General features: G+C 70.3%; 18 protein-coding genes and 1 pseudogene. 5 read left to right on the top strand and 14 right to left on the bottom strand.

The window, feature by feature from the left end; translation table 11 throughout:
- Positions 1-41 precede the first annotated feature (41 nt).
- Positions 42-1,217 carry a MalY/PatB family protein gene (locus ACIQJT_RS02565; protein WP_402640061.1) on the bottom strand — a complete coding sequence of 392 codons (1,176 nt, stop codon included), beginning with the start codon at positions 1,215-1,217 and terminating at the stop codon, positions 42-44.
- A 91-nt stretch (positions 1,218-1,308) separates the two neighbouring features.
- Here ACIQJT_RS02565 and ACIQJT_RS02560 point away from each other — a divergent pair, with 91 nt between their 5' ends.
- Positions 1,309-1,524 carry a dodecin gene (locus ACIQJT_RS02560; RefSeq protein WP_365454984.1) on the top strand — a complete coding sequence of 72 codons (216 nt, stop codon included), beginning with the start codon at positions 1,309-1,311 and terminating at the stop codon, positions 1,522-1,524.
- Positions 1,525-1,530: 6 nt separating this feature from the next.
- Here the strand turns inward: ACIQJT_RS02560 and ACIQJT_RS02555 are convergent, their stop codons facing one another.
- Positions 1,531-2,022: a hypothetical protein gene (locus ACIQJT_RS02555; RefSeq protein ID WP_402639249.1), complete on the bottom strand. Its 492-nt coding sequence runs from the start codon at positions 2,020-2,022 to the stop codon at positions 1,531-1,533.
- A 127-nt stretch (positions 2,023-2,149) separates the two neighbouring features.
- On the opposite strand from ACIQJT_RS02555, the gene ACIQJT_RS02550 reads away from it, so the two are divergent.
- The 3 genes and pseudogenes from ACIQJT_RS02550 to ACIQJT_RS02540 all read left to right on the top strand — a co-directional run.
- A complete protein-coding gene (locus ACIQJT_RS02550) occupies positions 2,150-2,560 on the top strand; it encodes a (2Fe-2S) ferredoxin domain-containing protein (RefSeq protein ID WP_402639247.1) in 411 nt (136 codons plus the stop codon).
- 72 nt (positions 2,561-2,632) lie between these two features.
- Complete coding sequence (gene rpmF / locus ACIQJT_RS02545) at positions 2,633-2,803, top strand: 50S ribosomal protein L32 (protein ID WP_365454975.1); 171 nt, start codon at positions 2,633-2,635, stop codon at positions 2,801-2,803.
- Positions 2,804-2,819: 16 nt separating this feature from the next.
- Positions 2,820-3,134 (top strand): annotated as a pseudogene (locus ACIQJT_RS02540) (GTP-binding protein); the annotation flags it as partial.
- Between the two features lie 103 nt (positions 3,135-3,237).
- Here ACIQJT_RS02540 and ACIQJT_RS02535 read toward each other — a convergent pair.
- The 4 genes from ACIQJT_RS02535 to ACIQJT_RS02520 form a co-directional block, all read right to left on the bottom strand.
- Complete coding sequence (locus tag ACIQJT_RS02535) at positions 3,238-3,858, bottom strand: hypothetical protein (protein WP_402639245.1); 621 nt, start codon at positions 3,856-3,858, stop codon at positions 3,238-3,240.
- Positions 3,859-3,945: 87 nt separating this feature from the next.
- Positions 3,946-5,226, bottom strand: coding sequence for a helix-turn-helix domain-containing protein (locus tag ACIQJT_RS02530; RefSeq protein WP_402639243.1), 1,281 nt, complete (start codon positions 5,224-5,226; stop codon positions 3,946-3,948).
- 412 nt (positions 5,227-5,638) lie between these two features.
- Complete coding sequence (locus tag ACIQJT_RS02525) at positions 5,639-6,304, bottom strand: class I SAM-dependent methyltransferase (RefSeq protein WP_402639241.1); 666 nt, start codon at positions 6,302-6,304, stop codon at positions 5,639-5,641.
- Between the two features lie 78 nt (positions 6,305-6,382).
- Positions 6,383-6,847: a glycine-rich domain-containing protein gene (locus ACIQJT_RS02520; RefSeq protein ID WP_402639239.1), complete on the bottom strand. Its 465-nt coding sequence runs from the start codon at positions 6,845-6,847 to the stop codon at positions 6,383-6,385.
- A gap of 185 nt (positions 6,848-7,032) precedes the next feature.
- On the opposite strand from ACIQJT_RS02520, the gene ACIQJT_RS02515 reads away from it, so the two are divergent.
- Positions 7,033-7,794 (top strand): helix-turn-helix domain-containing protein, encoded by a 762-nt coding sequence (locus ACIQJT_RS02515; protein ID WP_402639237.1) that lies wholly within the window; start codon positions 7,033-7,035, stop codon positions 7,792-7,794.
- Between the two features lie 54 nt (positions 7,795-7,848).
- On the opposite strand, the gene ACIQJT_RS02510 is transcribed toward ACIQJT_RS02515, so the two are convergent.
- The 8 genes from ACIQJT_RS02510 to ACIQJT_RS02475 all read right to left on the bottom strand — a co-directional run bounded on the left by ACIQJT_RS02510 (position 7,849) and on the right by ACIQJT_RS02475 (position 14,480).
- The gene (locus ACIQJT_RS02510; RefSeq protein WP_402639235.1) at positions 7,849-8,550 is read right to left on the bottom strand and encodes a collagen-like protein; all 702 of its coding nucleotides are present in this window, start codon (positions 8,548-8,550) and stop codon (positions 7,849-7,851) included.
- A complete protein-coding gene (locus tag ACIQJT_RS02505) occupies positions 8,547-8,810 on the bottom strand; it encodes a hypothetical protein (RefSeq protein WP_402639233.1) in 264 nt (87 codons plus the stop codon). Before ACIQJT_RS02505 ends, ACIQJT_RS02510 begins: the two co-directional genes overlap by 4 nt.
- Positions 8,811-8,819: 9 nt before the next feature.
- The gene (locus ACIQJT_RS02500) at positions 8,820-9,026 is read right to left on the bottom strand and encodes a hypothetical protein (RefSeq protein ID WP_402639231.1); all 207 of its coding nucleotides are present in this window, start codon (positions 9,024-9,026) and stop codon (positions 8,820-8,822) included.
- A gap of 19 nt (positions 9,027-9,045) precedes the next feature.
- The gene (locus ACIQJT_RS02495; protein WP_402639229.1) at positions 9,046-9,972 is read right to left on the bottom strand and encodes an N-acetylmuramoyl-L-alanine amidase; all 927 of its coding nucleotides are present in this window, start codon (positions 9,970-9,972) and stop codon (positions 9,046-9,048) included.
- Entirely contained in the window at positions 9,972-10,403 is a 432-nt protein-coding gene (locus ACIQJT_RS02490; protein ID WP_402639227.1) for a hypothetical protein, read from the bottom strand. The genes ACIQJT_RS02495 and ACIQJT_RS02490 overlap by 1 nt, the downstream gene beginning before the upstream one ends.
- Positions 10,404-10,474: 71 nt before the next feature.
- Positions 10,475-10,693 (bottom strand): hypothetical protein, encoded by a 219-nt coding sequence (locus ACIQJT_RS02485; RefSeq protein ID WP_402639225.1) that lies wholly within the window; start codon positions 10,691-10,693, stop codon positions 10,475-10,477.
- Between the two features lie 10 nt (positions 10,694-10,703).
- The gene (locus ACIQJT_RS02480; protein ID WP_402639223.1) at positions 10,704-11,210 is read right to left on the bottom strand and encodes a hypothetical protein; all 507 of its coding nucleotides are present in this window, start codon (positions 11,208-11,210) and stop codon (positions 10,704-10,706) included.
- A 9-nt stretch (positions 11,211-11,219) separates the two neighbouring features.
- Positions 11,220-14,480: a hypothetical protein gene (locus ACIQJT_RS02475; RefSeq protein WP_402639222.1), complete on the bottom strand. Its 3,261-nt coding sequence runs from the start codon at positions 14,478-14,480 to the stop codon at positions 11,220-11,222.

The following is a 14,480-nucleotide window of genomic DNA, read 5'->3' as shown; positions in this document are numbered from 1 at the left end:
GTCGCCGAGTCGGGGGGCCGTTTCGCCCGGCCCCCCGGCTCTCATTCCAGGGCGACGGCCATCCGCCGTACCGCCTCGGTGATCAGCTCGGGCGAGGTCGCGAGGTTCAGCCGGACGAATCCGGCGCCCCCGGTGCCGAACGGGATGCCGGAGTTGAGGGCGACCCGGCCACGCTCCAGGAAGACGGCGGCGGGATCGTCGCCCAGTCCCAGCGCACGGCAGTCCAGCCAGGCCAGGAAGGTGGACTCGGCCGGTTCGTAGCGCACGGCGGGCAGCGTCCCGGCGAGGAGTCCGGCCAGCAGCCGTCGGTTGTCGTCGAGGCCGGCGAGCAGGGCGTCGAGCCAGGCGCCGCCGTCCCGCAGCGCGGCGGTGTGGGCGAGGACGCCGACGTGACTGGGCCCGTGGCCGACCTCCTCGGGAAGGCGCGCGAGGTCGTCGGCCGCGTCGGGCCCGGCGACGGCCACCGCGGCCTTCAGCCCGGCCAGGTTCCACGCCTTGGAGGCCGACATCAGCGACAGCCCGCTCCCGCCGCCGGGAACGCTCAGGTAGGGCACGAACGTCGCCCCGGCCGCGATGAGCGGCGCGTGGATCTCGTCGGCCACGACCCGCACCCCGTACGTGTGCGCCAACGCGGCCACGTGCGCCAGCTCGGCGGCGGAGTGCACGGTGCCGGTCGGGTTGTGCGGGCTGCACAGCAGGTACGCGGGCCGGCCCGCGCCCTTGCGGACCTGCCGGAAGACGTCCTCCAGGACCTCCAGGTCGATCCGCCCGTCCTCGCCGAGCGGCGCCTCGACGACCTTGCGGCCCATGTTCCCGACGAACTGGTGGAAGGGCGGGTACACGGGCGAGTTGACGACGACGGGATCCCCCTGACCGGAGACCAGCTTGAGCATCTCGACGATGCCCAGCATCACGTCCGGGACGATCGCCGTGCGCTGCACCGCGAGCCCGTCCCAGCCCCACCGTTCGCCCGCGAAGGCGGCCAGCGCCTCCGCGTACGCGGTCCCGGACGGGTATCCGGTGTCTCCGAGCTCCACGGCGTCGCGAACGGCCCGCACGACCGGATCGGCCAGGGGGACGTCCATCTCGGCGACCCACAGCGGGAGTACGTCCTGCGGGTAGGTGCGCCATTTCATGCTCGTACGGCGTCGGAGCTGCTCCAGGGTGAGCCGGCGCAGCGGGTTGTCGGCGGCGGGGGCTGGGATGTCGCTCGGCATACCGTCCATGGGCCCAAGATAGGCGGCGTCAGCCCCACTCCGAACCGGTGGACGGCTCGCGCTCAGCAGCCGCCTGGGGCACGGTGGAACCATGACGAACCACACCTACCGCGTGACCGAGATCGTCGGCACCTCGCCGGACGGCGTAGACCAGGCGATCCGCAACGGCATCACCCGCGCCTCGCAGACCCTGCGCAATCTCGACTGGTTCGAGGTGACCCAAGTGCGGGGCCAGATCGAGGACGGACAGGTCCAGCACTGGCAGGTGGGGCTGAAGGTCGGCTTCCGCCTGGACGAGACCGGCTGACGGCCGTCAGGTCCGCCCCTCCCGCTCCTGGGCCGCCTCCAGCGTCTCGGAAGGGGCGGTCCAGTCCGCCCGTACGACCGTGAAGCCGGCCCGTCGGGCGTCCTCGCAGACCAACTCGTCGTCGTCCACCAGGACCCGGATCTCCCGGGTGCGGGCGAGCCGCTTGAGGATGTCCAGTTTGGTGCGCCGGGCGGGCCGCCGGTCGTCGTTGCGGCGCATGTACACGCTCCCTGCCGGGAGTCCCTGCGCGGTGAGCCACGCGAGCGTGTCCCGGCGGCAGCGCTCGGGCCGCCCGGTGAGGTAGACGATCTCGCACTCCTCGGCGCTCTCCAGCACCAGCGCGATGCCCTCGGGGAGCGGCGGATCCTCGGGCGCGGCCGCGAAGAAGGCGTCCCAGTCGCGCGGCCTGCGCTCCAGGAACCGCTGCCGGTGGGCCGTGTCGGCCAGGGTGTTGTCCAGGTCGAACACGGCGAGCGGGCGCTTGTCGCTGTCGGTCACAGCACCCACCCTAGCCCCGGCGGTCTTCCCGTCCGCGTACGGCGACGCCGTCAGCCGGGCGGCACGCCTCAGGTCCGGGAGACCCCCGGCCGAACTGCCCGATCAGTGCAGGCCGCATGCTTCTCCCATGTCTCCGACGCCCCGCACCTTCCTGACCGGCTCCGGCTCCTGCACCCTCGTCGTCTGCCGGGGCTGCTGCTGCGGCGACGCCCGCAAGCACCCCGGCACCGACCACACCTGGCAGTTGGAGCTGCTGCGGGCCGGAGCCGCCGAACACGGCTTCCAGGTCCGTACGACCGACTGTCTGGGCCCCTGCGACCAGGCCAACGTGATCGTCGTACGCCCCTCGGCCGCCGGACGCCGGGCCGGGGGCAAGGCCGCGTGGATCGGGTTCGTCATGGACGACGAGGCCACCGAGGAGGTCGTGCGGTGGGCGGCGGCGGGCGGTCCCGGGATCGCCGAGCCGCCGCTGACCCTGGAACTCCAGTTCATCCAGCCGCCCAGGGAGGCCCGGGTGCGGTCGCGGCGCCGCCGTTAGTTGTTAATGGGATCCATTTTCATATAGCGTCCTCGGTGCCCACCCCCCGAGGTCACCGAAGAGGATCCCGCCATGGCTGTCCCCAAGCGGAAGATGTCCCGCAGCAACACCCGCCACCGCCGCTCGCAGTGGAAGGCCACCACCGCCCGGCTCGTGCCGGTCACCGTCGACGGCGTCGCGCACCTGGTCCCGCAGCACCTGGTCAAGGCGTACGAGCGCGGCCTGCTGCGCCCGGAGGGCTGAGGCCCGGATGCCGTACGACCGCCGCCTGCCCGTCACCGTCCTCTCCGGCTTCCTCGGGGCGGGCAAGACGACGCTCCTCAACCATGTCCTCGCCAACCGCGAGGGCCTCAGGGTCGCCGTCATCGTCAACGACATGAGCGAGGTCAACATCGACGCGGCGCTGGTGCGCGGCGGTGAGGCCGCGCTGTCGCGGACCGAGGAACGCCTGGTCGAGATGACGAACGGCTGCATCTGCTGCACCCTGCGCGACGACCTGCTGGAGGAGGTGGACCGGCTGGCCCGCGAGAGCCGCTTCGACCACCTGCTCATCGAGTCGTCCGGCATCTCCGACCAGACACTTCACTAGCAGCCGCAATTTGCAATGCCCCAGGCCAGCGCACCCCCCATGCCGAGGAGGACCAGGAGGTACGCCACGACCAGGCGGCGGTCGACGTTCACGCTTCGGTCTCCGGGCGCACCGGGCTGCGGTGGGCCGCAGCGATCAGCCTGGCGATGGTCATCGGATCGCACAGAACCCCGGCCGAGGGCATCGGCACCGCCCAGTAGGTAGCCCAGGTCTGCGGGTTGAGTGTCACGCAATCCACCCTCGGGATGCCCACCACGGAGCCACGGCCGAGAAAGCTGACGCCCAGCGTCTCCCAGTAGGATGCGGCGTTCTGCCAGCGCTCGGGCATACTCGCCGGCGCGAGGGCGTAGTAACGGCGCTGCCGTGGGTCGTGGATGACGGGGCCGTCATCGAGAGCAGCCGCAAGGTACTCGGCCGACATTCGCGGGCTGTTCGTCCGGACGACGCGGTGCACCAGCCGCTCGGGAAGCCGCACGGCGCAGAACCGCACACCCAACGGCATGAGGGTCACCTGGTACTCCTCCCATTCCATGCGGGCCTGGTCGTACTTGAAGCCGTCCAGACCGGCAAGGAGCCACTGCTTGACTGCCAGGCGGCGGTCAGCGGTGGTGTGGACGAGGATGTCGTGCTGTGCCGGGACCAACCGCAGGTCTGGGCCGGCCTCGGGGGCACCGGCTGTGAGCTGCATGCGCTTTGTGTCTTCGGACACGAACTGCTCCTCACGTCAGTGATCAATGCGTCACTGACGGTAAGAGCGGGCGGGAGAGTGTAGGGGTGCACTTTGCACCCCTACCCCTTATGCGGCGAGCAAGCCGAGCTTGACCGCGAGCTGTGACGCGCGGCGCCGCCTGGCCGGGCTTTTCGCTTCGGTCTCTTCCAGCACGATCCGCTTGGCGTACCCGTTGTACTTGATCGTTTCCGGGGCGGCTTCGTGCGCCTGAGCCAACGTGGCGAGTGCGACGTCCGGCTGTCCGTCGAGCTGGTATCCGCGCGCCTCCTCGATGCGGTGGCGGGCGCGGCGGGGGCGTGAGGGGATCGTGACGGCGTCGGCGGCCGCGGCCTGCCGTACGGACTCGCCGCCCTGGTGGAGCTCTACGGCGACCGTCACGGCGTGGGCACCCATGATGGCCCGGGAGAAGCTGGTGGCAGGGTGGTAGTAGTCCTCAGGCAGTCGCGCCGCCATGTCGCGGGCCTGGTCCCAGTAGCGCCATGCGGTGCCGGTCTCGCCGCGGCGGGCAGCCGTGTAGCCGGCCTCGAACGTCAGCGCTCCGGCGATGGCGAGGACTTCGTTGTTGGCGTCCGGCAGGAGCGGCTGGAGATAGGCCAGGGTCTCCATGTTCACGGCGTCCGCGGCATCGTAATGAGCTGGGCCGGCGTCGCGGTGAGCCTGGGCGGCAAGCCAGGCGGCCACGCCAATGGCGTGCGGGTCCTCCGATTCCTGCGCGGCGATCAGCCCGCGGTCGGCCACGCGCCACAGCAGGGCCGGATCGGGCTGGTAGGCGACGAAGAACTGGCTGAGGCTGTACACCTCGGCGAGGATCGCGTGCGCTGCTCGGCGCTCTGCGCCGCTGTCGGCCTGGCGTACGCCGGCCTGTGCGTCGCGAATCAGGTCCGGCAGCAACTCGCCGATGACCTCACGGTGGTTGGGTGCGCTGTGGCGGGCCTGCCAGGCCCGGGCCAGGCGGGCTCGCAGGTGCGCGATGGGCGGTGCCTGGCGTTGCGTGGTGAGCGGGAAGGCGTCGATGGCCGCCTTCACCTCGGCAAGCCGCGGGTGCCCCGGGCCAACGAACAGGTCGACGTGCACGCTCTGGTCCCCGGTGAGGTCTGAGAGGTCCCGCACGCGGAGGATCTCCGCCAGGCGCAGGATCATCTCGAGGCGCGGCACGCCGCGCCTGCCCGTCTCGATGTCCTTTACCCACTGCCCGGACCTGCCCGCGAGGCCCCCGAGCTGGTCACGGGTAAGGCCCTTGCGGGTGCGGAGGATCTGCAACCGTTGGCCGAACACGAGCGGATCGGCGTACGGGTCCGGAGTAGCATCTGAAGGCGACACGGTCTTGCCCCTCTCTGTACAGCTCACCACTGCCAGGGTATGGGGCAAGGCCGTTTCTGTGTGCCGCTATCAGGTGCTCACGGGTGCGCCTTCGTCGAGACAAGACAGAACGCCCCCTGCACGGCCCGCGGAGGGAAGTACAGGGGGCTTCGGCGTTCAGCGGTTGGGATAGTCCGGGTCATCCTGCGCCGCCGGCAGGATCGTGGAACCTTCCGCCCAGTGATTCACCCATCCGCAATGGGAGCAGGCGTACCGGTTGTTGAGTCCGCTGACCTGAGCGCCGCACTGGCGGCAGTCCGTTGTCGTGATCTCCGAGACTGTCGGAGACACGGGGGCTTCGCTGGAGAGAGGTTCCGGCGGGGACTGCTGCGTCACGCATCGAGAGTACCTGCGGGACAGGAACGTAGCCGCTGGATCAGCGGAGGCTGTCGACGGATCCTCAGGCGCGGGCCTGGACGATCAGTGTTCCTACCGTGCGGGGGCCGGGTGGCGCGGCCAGCTCCTGGGTGCGCACGTCCGTGTAGCCGTACTCGCCGAGCAACTGCCCCCACGCCTCCGGCTCGTAGTCCCACCGCTTCACGACCATCGGGTCCTCGTCGTCTCCGCGCGGAATGTACGAGGCCTGACAGCCGTAGCAGCCCTCGACGGGCGGCCGCTGCGAGAACACCAGAGTGCCGCCCGGCCGTAGCCGCTCACGCACCGCCGGCAGCAGGACAGCCGGGTCCGTGAACCACACCGCTCCGAACACGGAGCACACGGCGTCGAAGGGGGCGGCGCCCTCCAGGTAGGAGACGGCGTCCGCGCGCACCAGGTCGAGCCCTGGCATACCGCCCCACCGCTCCTCGGCCGCCCGCAGTTGGGCCGCCGAGACGTCGACGCCCACCGCATCCATCCCCAGGCGGGCCAGGTGTGCCACGTTCCCGCCCTTGCCGCAGCCCAGGTCCAGCACGCGGCCGCCGGCGGGCAGGCGGAGGAGCTCGGCGCCGGGGCCGTGGTCGGGGTACTGGGTCCAGTTGAACCAGGTGGTCTCGCCGCGGGCGTTCGTGGGCTGGCGCTCGGGCCGCTGCCGCGCGTAGGTGTCCCAGGCGATCGCCGTATCTGTCACTGCCTGCTCCGCTCATAGGGCCAGCCGCCCGGCTACGACACCGGACGGCTGGAGTGTCTTACACGGGGTGCCGGTGTGTCAGCCGCTCTTCGGGCTGTCGTGGCATCCAGCGTGGCACTGGTTGCAGTCGGCGGCCGAGTGCCAGAGTTCGGCGTCGACCGTGTACCCGGCGGCCTGGATCGCGTTCACCGTGCGCTCACGCGCCGCGGCCGCGCCACCCTGCACCTGTTCGTCCTCGTCGGTGGGGACGTGGTGGACGAACCGGCCGACGACCTTCTGGCAGAACGCGGCGTAGTCGACGGTGTGCAGGATGAACGCGTGCCATCCGTAGTCGACCAGCTCGCTCGGGACGAGGGACCGGCCCGGCATCGTGCCGGACGTGGCGATGAACGCGGCGGCCTGGCCGACGATGCGGCGCGCGGTGTCCTCGTCGATTTCCGGGTGGTCGGTGGTGACGCGCCGGACCAGCCGGTTCATCACCTCAGGGTCGATCAGGGTGGTCGGATCGGTGGTGCCCACGGGACGTTCCAACGCGATGGTCACGTGTTCCTCCTGGTGGGGGCGAGGGCACATCGGGCGGGCGTAGACCGGCCGCCCGGGGCCGTGTGTTACTGGACACGTTCGCCTCATCGCTGTGAGTAGCGCGACGTCGAACGGGGCGTCATAGCGGCGACATCGGGGGCGTCATTCCGGTGTCATTGTCGGCGCCTCGCGGCTACCGTGATCACATGACGACACCGAACAGCACCCTTCGGGCAGTCCGCATGGGGCTGCTCTTGTCACAGGACGAGTTCGCCCGCGTTCTGCGCGAGGATGGCGAACGCGCAGGCGAGCCCAACAACGCCTCCAAGCGCCTCGTCCAGCGATGGGAGGACGGCTCGACGGCCGCTCCGCAGCCGCTGTACGCGCGCGCTCTGGAGAGGGTCACCGGTATGCCCATCGACGCCCTCGGCTTCCCCTCGCCGGTCCTCGCCCGCGTCGCCGACGACGGCCGCGGCGGACACGATCTCCAAGACTCGCCAGTCGGCATCCCCACCGGCACCGTGTCCGCCCCGCAGACCACGCCCCGCGGCAACTACTCCGGTGTCTGGCTGTCGACCTACGAGTACGTCTCCAGCGGCCGCGGGAACGAGGTCTTCACCGGAAAGCACTACGTCGTACTCCTCCAGCACGGGAATCGCCTCACCGGCCGCAGCCTGCCGAACGCCTCCCTGAACCCAGACAGCCCACTCACCCTGGACCTCCAGTTGGATGGCAGCACGGTGACCGGCACGTGGACGGAACAGACCGCCTCAGACGGCTACTACCGGGGCGCCCGGTACTTCGGTGCCCTCCAGATGCTGGTGGAGCCGACGGGCCGCCGTATGGCCGGGAAGTGGGTGGGTTTCGGGAAGGAGTTCGACGTGAACACCGGACCGTGGGAGCTTCGACTGATGGATACGTCGACGGGGAAGGCCACGCTCGCCAGCTACAACCGGCCCCCCGACTAGGCCTCGACGCACGAAAGGGCCGCTCCCGCACGAAGGCGGGAGCGGCCGAGGTGTTTATGGGTACTGCCGGCGCGAGGGATCGAGGGCGGCCGCGAGCGGTGTCGGTGAGGGGCTGTCGTTGTCGGAGGGTGCGTCGTCGCGGCGGCAGACGAGAGCTTCCGGATCCCAGCTCGGCGCTTGCAGGCTGTATCCGGTCGGGCAGGTCTGTCCGTCCTTGCCGTCGGTCCCGTCCTTGCCGTCCTGTCCAGCGGGCCCGGGCTCGCCCTGGGGTCCGGCAGGGCCCGGCGGCCCAGCTGGGCCCTGGGGTCCGGCCGGTCCGGGGACGGTCGAGTCGGTGCCGGGCCTGCCGGGTGCGCCGGACGCTCCGGGTGGTCCGGGGGACGGGGTGATGGTCGGTGCCGCTTTGCCAGGCTCGCCCTGCGGGCCGCGCGGTCCGGGGATCGGGACGGGCACCTCGGCCCGGGCCGGCAGATCCTTGACCGCTTCGGACGGGTCGGGGGCAACAGGAGTGTGTCCCTCGCTCCGCACCTGTGTGCGCAGCTCCCGTACGTCGGTGGCGAGGGTGGATACGGCCTTGCCTCGCCGGTCGGCCTCGGCGGCGGCCTGGTCGGCCTGTGCGGCGAACTGGTCGGCGCGGCTGCTCTCGGCCTCGATGCGGCCCCAGGTGATGATGACGGCGCCGGACAGAGCGACCAGCCAGCACAGCAGCGCCAGGGGGCGCCAGCGGCGGGCGAGGGCCCGCTCTGTCCGGGTCACGTTGGTCCTCCGGGTGGGATCAGTGCGCGGAGCCGGGTGATCTCCGCCTGGTCGGCTGCTCGAAGCGCCGCCTGCTCGGCAAGCTTCGCGTTCAGCTCGTTCACCTTGCGGTCGAGTCGGTCGCGTTCCTCTTGCAGGTCGTTGGTGAGCGAGCTGTAGCCGGTGATCGCGTTCTCGCTTCGCTTCCCGAGGTACGTCAGCAACCCGCCGACGACCGCACCCACGCCCAGGAGCAGGCCGCCGAGGGCAGTGACGTCCAAGGGAAACTCCTACAGGTCGCGCGGCAGGCTGCGGGGAGTGGCCGCCGGCCGGTTGGGCACGGCCCAGGTGATGCCCCAGGCGCCGAGGATGGCGAGCACGATGGTCACGCCCTCCCCGGTGTCGAGGACGCCGTCCTGCACGGCGGTCACGGCTGCCGTGGCGCCGGCGGCCGCGCCGGACACGATGGACTTGGCGATACCGGAGATCTTCAACATGGCGGATCGTTCCTCTCGATCAGGCGGTGACGGTGAACAGGCCGCTCTTCTTGCCGAGCTCGGCAAGGGAGGCCCGGCCGGGGATGCCGTTGGCGTCGGCGCCTCGATAGCCGAGGTGGCGCTGCCACTTGCCGTACGCCGTGACGGTCGTGCTGCCGAAACTGCCGTCGCCCGCGTACGTCTTGCCGAGGTAGCCGAGCTTGACCAGGGCGGCCTCGGTCAAGTTGGTGCCGGCCATGTATGTGACGTGGCCCTGCTTCGCGCCCGGGTCGGTCTTGGCCGCGGCGATGAGGCGGGACAGGTCGACCGTGGGCTTCGACGCGGCGGGAGGGGGCGTGGTGGCCGTCTTCCCGGGCGTCTTGGCGAGTTGCTTCTTCACGTCGGCCCGGAAGGCGTCCATGTCGAAGCTGGGGTCGATCTTCCCGGGCTGAACCTCCTTGTGCCCGGCCACGCTCTTCTCCGACCAGCCGTGCGCGCGGCAGATCGCGGCCGCCCACAGCACGGCCTGCCGGTACTGCACGTCCGGGTACGGGTCCTTGCCGTTGCCGAGGTTCTCGATCTCCAGGCCGTACAGGCAGTCGTTGCCGTCGGTGTCGGCGCGGTCGTCTTTCGGCAGGGGGGAGGACTCGGCGACCAGGGCGTGGATGACGTCGCCGTCGACCAGGCCGGCGTGGTTCGCGCGGCCGTTGCCGAGCATCCACAGTCCGGCACTCTTGCCCAGCCAGGAGTGGCACAGCGGCCCGGGCAGGCCGGTTCTGCCGTTGAAGCAGACCTCGCGGTCGTTGTGGCCGGCGGTGTGGTGGATGAGGACGCCGTGCACGGGCCCGAACGTCTTGCCGGTCGCGGTGTCGCGGTTGTGGGTCTTCCAGCCGGCGTGCTCGTGGACGGTGAGGCCCTCGGCCTTCAGCGCGGCGAGCATCTTCGCGGCGGTCAGCGGGGTGGCCATCAGTCGTCACCTCCGGGCCAGGTCCACACCGCGGCCGCGGCGTCGGCCTCGGTCAGGCTGTCGACGTACGTGAGCGACGTGCGCCAGTCGATGTGCTGGCTGTCGGCCAGCACGCGGGCGTTGACGGTGGTCGTGGACCACACACGCGTGATGACGGCGGGCGCCTCGGCGGCGCCGTTGTTGTCGGCCGGGTCCATCGGGACCAGGACGATGTCGCCCACGCCCGGCTCGAGCGTGCCGGAGACGCCGGTGAGGCGGGCGATGGTGTGGAGGGCGATCGCGCCGGCGGCTTCGATCCAGGCGCACTGAATGGCGCCGGTGAGCTGGTTCCAGGCGGGCATCGGCAGGCCCTGATAGTTGCGGCCGCCGGTCGACTTGCCGTAGGCGTCGTACGCGAGCTCGGCCAGTTCGCGGGGGCTGGGTGGGGGCATGCGGGACTCCATAAATGACAAGGCCCCGGCCGTCGGCGCGGGGCGTGGGGTGACGGGGTGGGTCCTGCGGGTCAGGTGAGCTCGGTGTTATGCAGGTCGATGCGGGAGGCGACGGTCCCGCCGATGCCCTCCAGGCCCTCCAGGTACGCCCGTACGACGGCCACCACGGAGTTCAGGTCGGTGCCTGCCGGGCTGTTGTCGTCGCCGCTCCCGTAGATGATGAATCCGACGGTCTGCAGGTCTCCGTAGCTGGCGTTGACCTGGGCGTACGGGTACATGACGTCTGCCATGTGCTGCTCCTCAGGTGATGGGGGTGGCGGACGGAAAGTCGGCTGCGATGCCGATGTCCTCGACCTGGACGTAGGCGACGTGCGTGGTGGAGGCGGCCACCAGGACGGGAGCAGCGTTGCCGTTGCTTCTGGACCAGGTGCCCACCAGGGCCGTGGCGGTGACGTCGGCGCCCGTGGTGTTGACGCAGATGTTCGAGGCGTAAATCAGGGTGTTGCTGTTCGAGACCTGGATGCCCTGATGGAAGGTGTCCAGGTAGACGGAGCCTGAGGTGTTCGTCTTGCGGATCCGGAGGGTTGCCTTGTCGGCTGGACTGCCCTGGATCAGTGCCTTGAGCGTCATGCGGTAGGCGCGTCCGGTGCGGAAGGTGACGGCGCCCGTGGTCACCCACGCTGTGTCAGCCGTTGACGATGAGCCCGAGGTGTTCGAGGTGATCGCCGCGTACGCGATGGTGCGGGGGTGCGCGTCGTTGATGCGGTCGGCGGTCGCCCGCATCCCGGCCAGGATCGGCGTGGTCAAAGCGGCCTCCTACAGCTGGAAGTAGACGGGGACGAACAGTGCGACCGGTTGTCCGCTGGCGTGAGTCTTGCGCACCCCGTTGATGGCCCGGGTCACTGTGAAGGTCTGGCTCAGCGTGGTGCCCGTGCAGGCGGTCACCCGCATGACCTCTCCACCGGTGATGACGTCGAACGGGAAGTCGGCGGGATAGGTGTTGGGCAGGTAGTCCCGCAGCTCCAGGTCATCGCCACGCCACACCAGGCCGGCAGCGGGGGTGCCGCTCAGCGAGGTCAGTACGCCTCCCCCGGCAGCGGTGGCCGGGGCGGTCACCGTGGTCTGGAAGTAGGTCCAGGTACCGGCGGGAAGACTCGCCAGGCTGACGCTGGACGTCGAGATGTACGAGCCACCTGAGGCGGCCGTGTACCAGTTCACGGACACGTTGGCGGCGACGCCGAGGGCGACGTCGGTGTACAGCCACCCGGACAGCACGTACTGCTGGCCGGCTGTCACCGCGGCGCGCGGCCCCTCGGCGCGCGGGCTGGCCGCCCCGGTGGTCGTCAGGGCGATGCATCCGGGCGCGCGCACGCCGCGCGCGGGGTCCCAGGCGATGGTGGCGCCACCGAATGCGGACCACCCGGTGATGCCGGTGTCGAAGGAGCTGTTGTCGTTGAGGACGGGGGCGGCGTTGATCCATGGGGCCTGTCCGGTGGTCAGCACGTCCACCGCGGTCTCGGTCTCGTCGAGGGCCTCGCTCAGCTGGCAGCCGCCCGTGTCGAAGCGGTCCCGCCCGGCAACCTCGATCATCAGGCCGTTGAACGGTTCTGCGGGCACACAGATAAAAGTGATCTTCCACGAGGTCGGCCCGGCCTCTTCCCGGTAGCCCACCACGAGCGAGTCGACGTTGTCCGCGCCCTGCTCCTGGGGCAGGTTCGTCAGCCGGATCAGGTCTCCGACGTCGGTACGCAGGATGTCGTCGAGCAGCTGCTGCACGCGCGGGTTGGCCAGGTCGAGCGTGATCCGGGTGTAGCGGATGCCGTCGAAGGTGCCCAGGTGCAGCAGCATGTACGCCGTGTGGGCGGCCTGCTCGTCGGTGTAGAGGCTGTAGGTGGGGCCTACGTCGTACCGTCCGACGCCGTTGGGGAAGTCCTGGACGGACAGGGTCCCTTCCTCGAGGACCTGCCGTGACGAGGAGCCTCCCTCGCGGGTGACGGTGACGTCGTTCTGGGTCAGCAGGTCGTCGTCCCGATACTTGTAGTCCGACAACAGTCCGGCCGAGAAGTCCAGCGTCAGCGCTGGGTGCTGGTTCCAGAGCGTGGAGGCGCTGCGGAAGATCGCTTCGAGGCGGTCGCGGGAGCCGAGGACGTACCCGAAGTCGGTCTTGGCCGCATCGGCGAGGACCTCCGGGAGCTTCTTGCGGGTCTGGACGCCCATGCGCTGCTGGGACGTCGCCTGCCCGTAGGACGTGAGCGTGTAGCCGCCTTCGCCGGCCACGCGCTCGGCGCGGGTGCCCGCTCTCTCTCCCTGGAGGCCCGTCGCGACTCCCCAGACGGTTGCTGCCGAGGGGCCGGTGGAGTCCCAGTAGGTGATGAAGCCGATCAGTTCGTCGGCCTTCTGCGTGTCGGTGCTGGTCTCCAGCGACCAGGTGTAGGTGATCCGGGAGACGGCCTTGACCACGATGGAGGAGATCGTCCCCGAGCCGATGGCGACGCCGTCGACGTACAGGACCCAGTCGGTGTTGGTGGCCCCGGGGTCGACGGCGAAGCGGAGCATGTGCATCTGGCCGTCGAAGATGCCCGGGGCGTTGATGGTGCTCACCAGGGCGAACGAGCTGGTGGTCTCGCCGCGGAGGAACCGGAAGATGACGATCGTGTCGTCCGTCTGGTTCGCCGTGATCTGGAAATAGACGAGGTTGTCGGCGTCGGTGGTCAGTCCGCGGTCGCGGATCTCCATGGTGCCGATGTCGCCCTGGGCTTCGGTGCGCAGGAACCAGTCCACGGACCAGGAAGCGGCGGCCGCGGCGGCGTTGCGGGTGTCGGCCTTCAGGTAGCCGCTGGTCTCCTTCTTCGCCGCGAACACCGGCTCCAGGCCGGTGGCCAGTTCCCCCTTCGCCCACTCGGGGAGGATGGTGCCGTTGGTCAGCCCGGTGCTCATCACCTGGCCGCCGGTCACGAAGTTCCGGCCGCTCAAAGAGGTGGGGCCGTCGATGAGCGGCCAGAACTCGACCGGATTGTTGGACTGGATGTAGCGCAGCAGCCCGGAGTCCACCGGCTTGCTGCCGGAGTCCATGCGTCGCGTGATGTCGGTCGGGGCGACGGTCACCGACGCGTCGTTGCCCGAGCGGTCCCGGGTGCCCGGCCATTCGGGGACCTCGCCGGACATGCGGACGTGCCTGTTGGACAGCGAGACACCCGTGCCGGTCACGGTCCACACCAGGCCGCCCGAGGTGAACGACGTCCTGCCGGGGGAGGCGTCCTGCGTGGTCATCCGCATGGCTGTGCTGCCGCCGATGGACGTCATCAGCTTCATCGCGTAGCCCTTGCCGGTCAGGCAGTTCAGGACCACGCTGGACAGGTCGCCGAACTCGATCTGCGAGCTGGCGGCGAACAGCGCGGTGGTGGCACCGCCCGTGATCGCGTCACCGAGCTGGGTCCACTCGTACTCCTCGTCGTCCACGGTGCGCCCCGTGAAGAACTTCAGGGTGTAGCCGCCGGCCCCGTTGTCGACGTCCAGGGTGACCCGGATGGTCAGGCGCTGGCCGTTGTAGGCGGGGACCGAGGCGGTGGAGAACTGGGTGATGGTGGTGGAGGAACCGGTCGCCGACCAGACCAGGGCGATCTGCCCGGTACCCGCCAGGTAGAGGCCCCAGCTGCGCTGGTTGCCCGTGGCCGTGTACCGGGACGCGAGCGCCTGCTGCGTCTCCCAGGAGTCCAGGGCGATGTCGAGGCGGACGTCCAGGTCGGTCACGTTGAAGACGCTCTGGGTGGGCGTGGTGAGCACACCGGTGCCGGTGCCGTCCGACTGCACCCACGGGGATCCCTCGCGGTATCCCCAGCGCAGCGGGGTGTTGCGGCCGATCTTGCCGTACAGCTCACTGCGGGGGTTGCGAGGGGCGTAGCGGCGGCTGCGGTTGTTCAGCACCAGCGAGGAGGCCGTGGGCGGCGCTTGGCCGCCGGACTCGGAGGTCTGACCGCGGGTCACGGTGGCGGCCGCGGTCTGCCGCACGTCCGGGGTGATGTCGTTCCAGGTGCCGTCGAAGAACAGCTCGGCCCACAGGCTCGGGGGCAGTGCCAT

This window comes from Streptomyces sp. NPDC091972 (assembly GCF_044756385.1).
Taxonomy (GTDB): Bacteria; Actinomycetota; Actinomycetes; order Streptomycetales; family Streptomycetaceae; genus Streptomyces.
The sequence above is the reverse complement of the archived record's forward strand: the minus strand, read 5'-3'. Positions and strand labels throughout refer to the sequence as shown.

Coding starts and splice junctions, on each gene's coding strand:
- ACIQJT_RS02565 (WP_402640061.1), bottom strand. CDS start 1,217: ATGCCGAGCGACATCCCAGCCCCCGCCGCCGACAACCCGCTGCGCCGG.
- ACIQJT_RS02560 (WP_365454984.1), top strand. CDS start 1,309: ATGACGAACCACACCTACCGCGTGACCGAGATCGTCGGCACCTCGCCG.
- ACIQJT_RS02550 (WP_402639247.1), top strand. CDS start 2,150: ATGTCTCCGACGCCCCGCACCTTCCTGACCGGCTCCGGCTCCTGCACC.
- rpmF (WP_365454975.1), top strand. CDS start 2,633: ATGGCTGTCCCCAAGCGGAAGATGTCCCGCAGCAACACCCGCCACCGC.
- ACIQJT_RS02515 (WP_402639237.1), top strand. CDS start 7,033: ATGACGACACCGAACAGCACCCTTCGGGCAGTCCGCATGGGGCTGCTC.
- ACIQJT_RS02500 (WP_402639231.1), bottom strand. CDS start 9,026: ATGTTGAAGATCTCCGGTATCGCCAAGTCCATCGTGTCCGGCGCGGCC.
- ACIQJT_RS02495 (WP_402639229.1), bottom strand. CDS start 9,972: ATGGCCACCCCGCTGACCGCCGCGAAGATGCTCGCCGCGCTGAAGGCC.
- ACIQJT_RS02490 (WP_402639227.1), bottom strand. CDS start 10,403: ATGCCCCCACCCAGCCCCCGCGAACTGGCCGAGCTCGCGTACGACGCC.
- ACIQJT_RS02485 (WP_402639225.1), bottom strand. CDS start 10,693: ATGGCAGACGTCATGTACCCGTACGCCCAGGTCAACGCCAGCTACGGA.
- ACIQJT_RS02475 (WP_402639222.1), bottom strand. CDS start 14,480: ATGGCACTGCCCCCGAGCCTGTGGGCCGAGCTGTTCTTCGACGGCACC.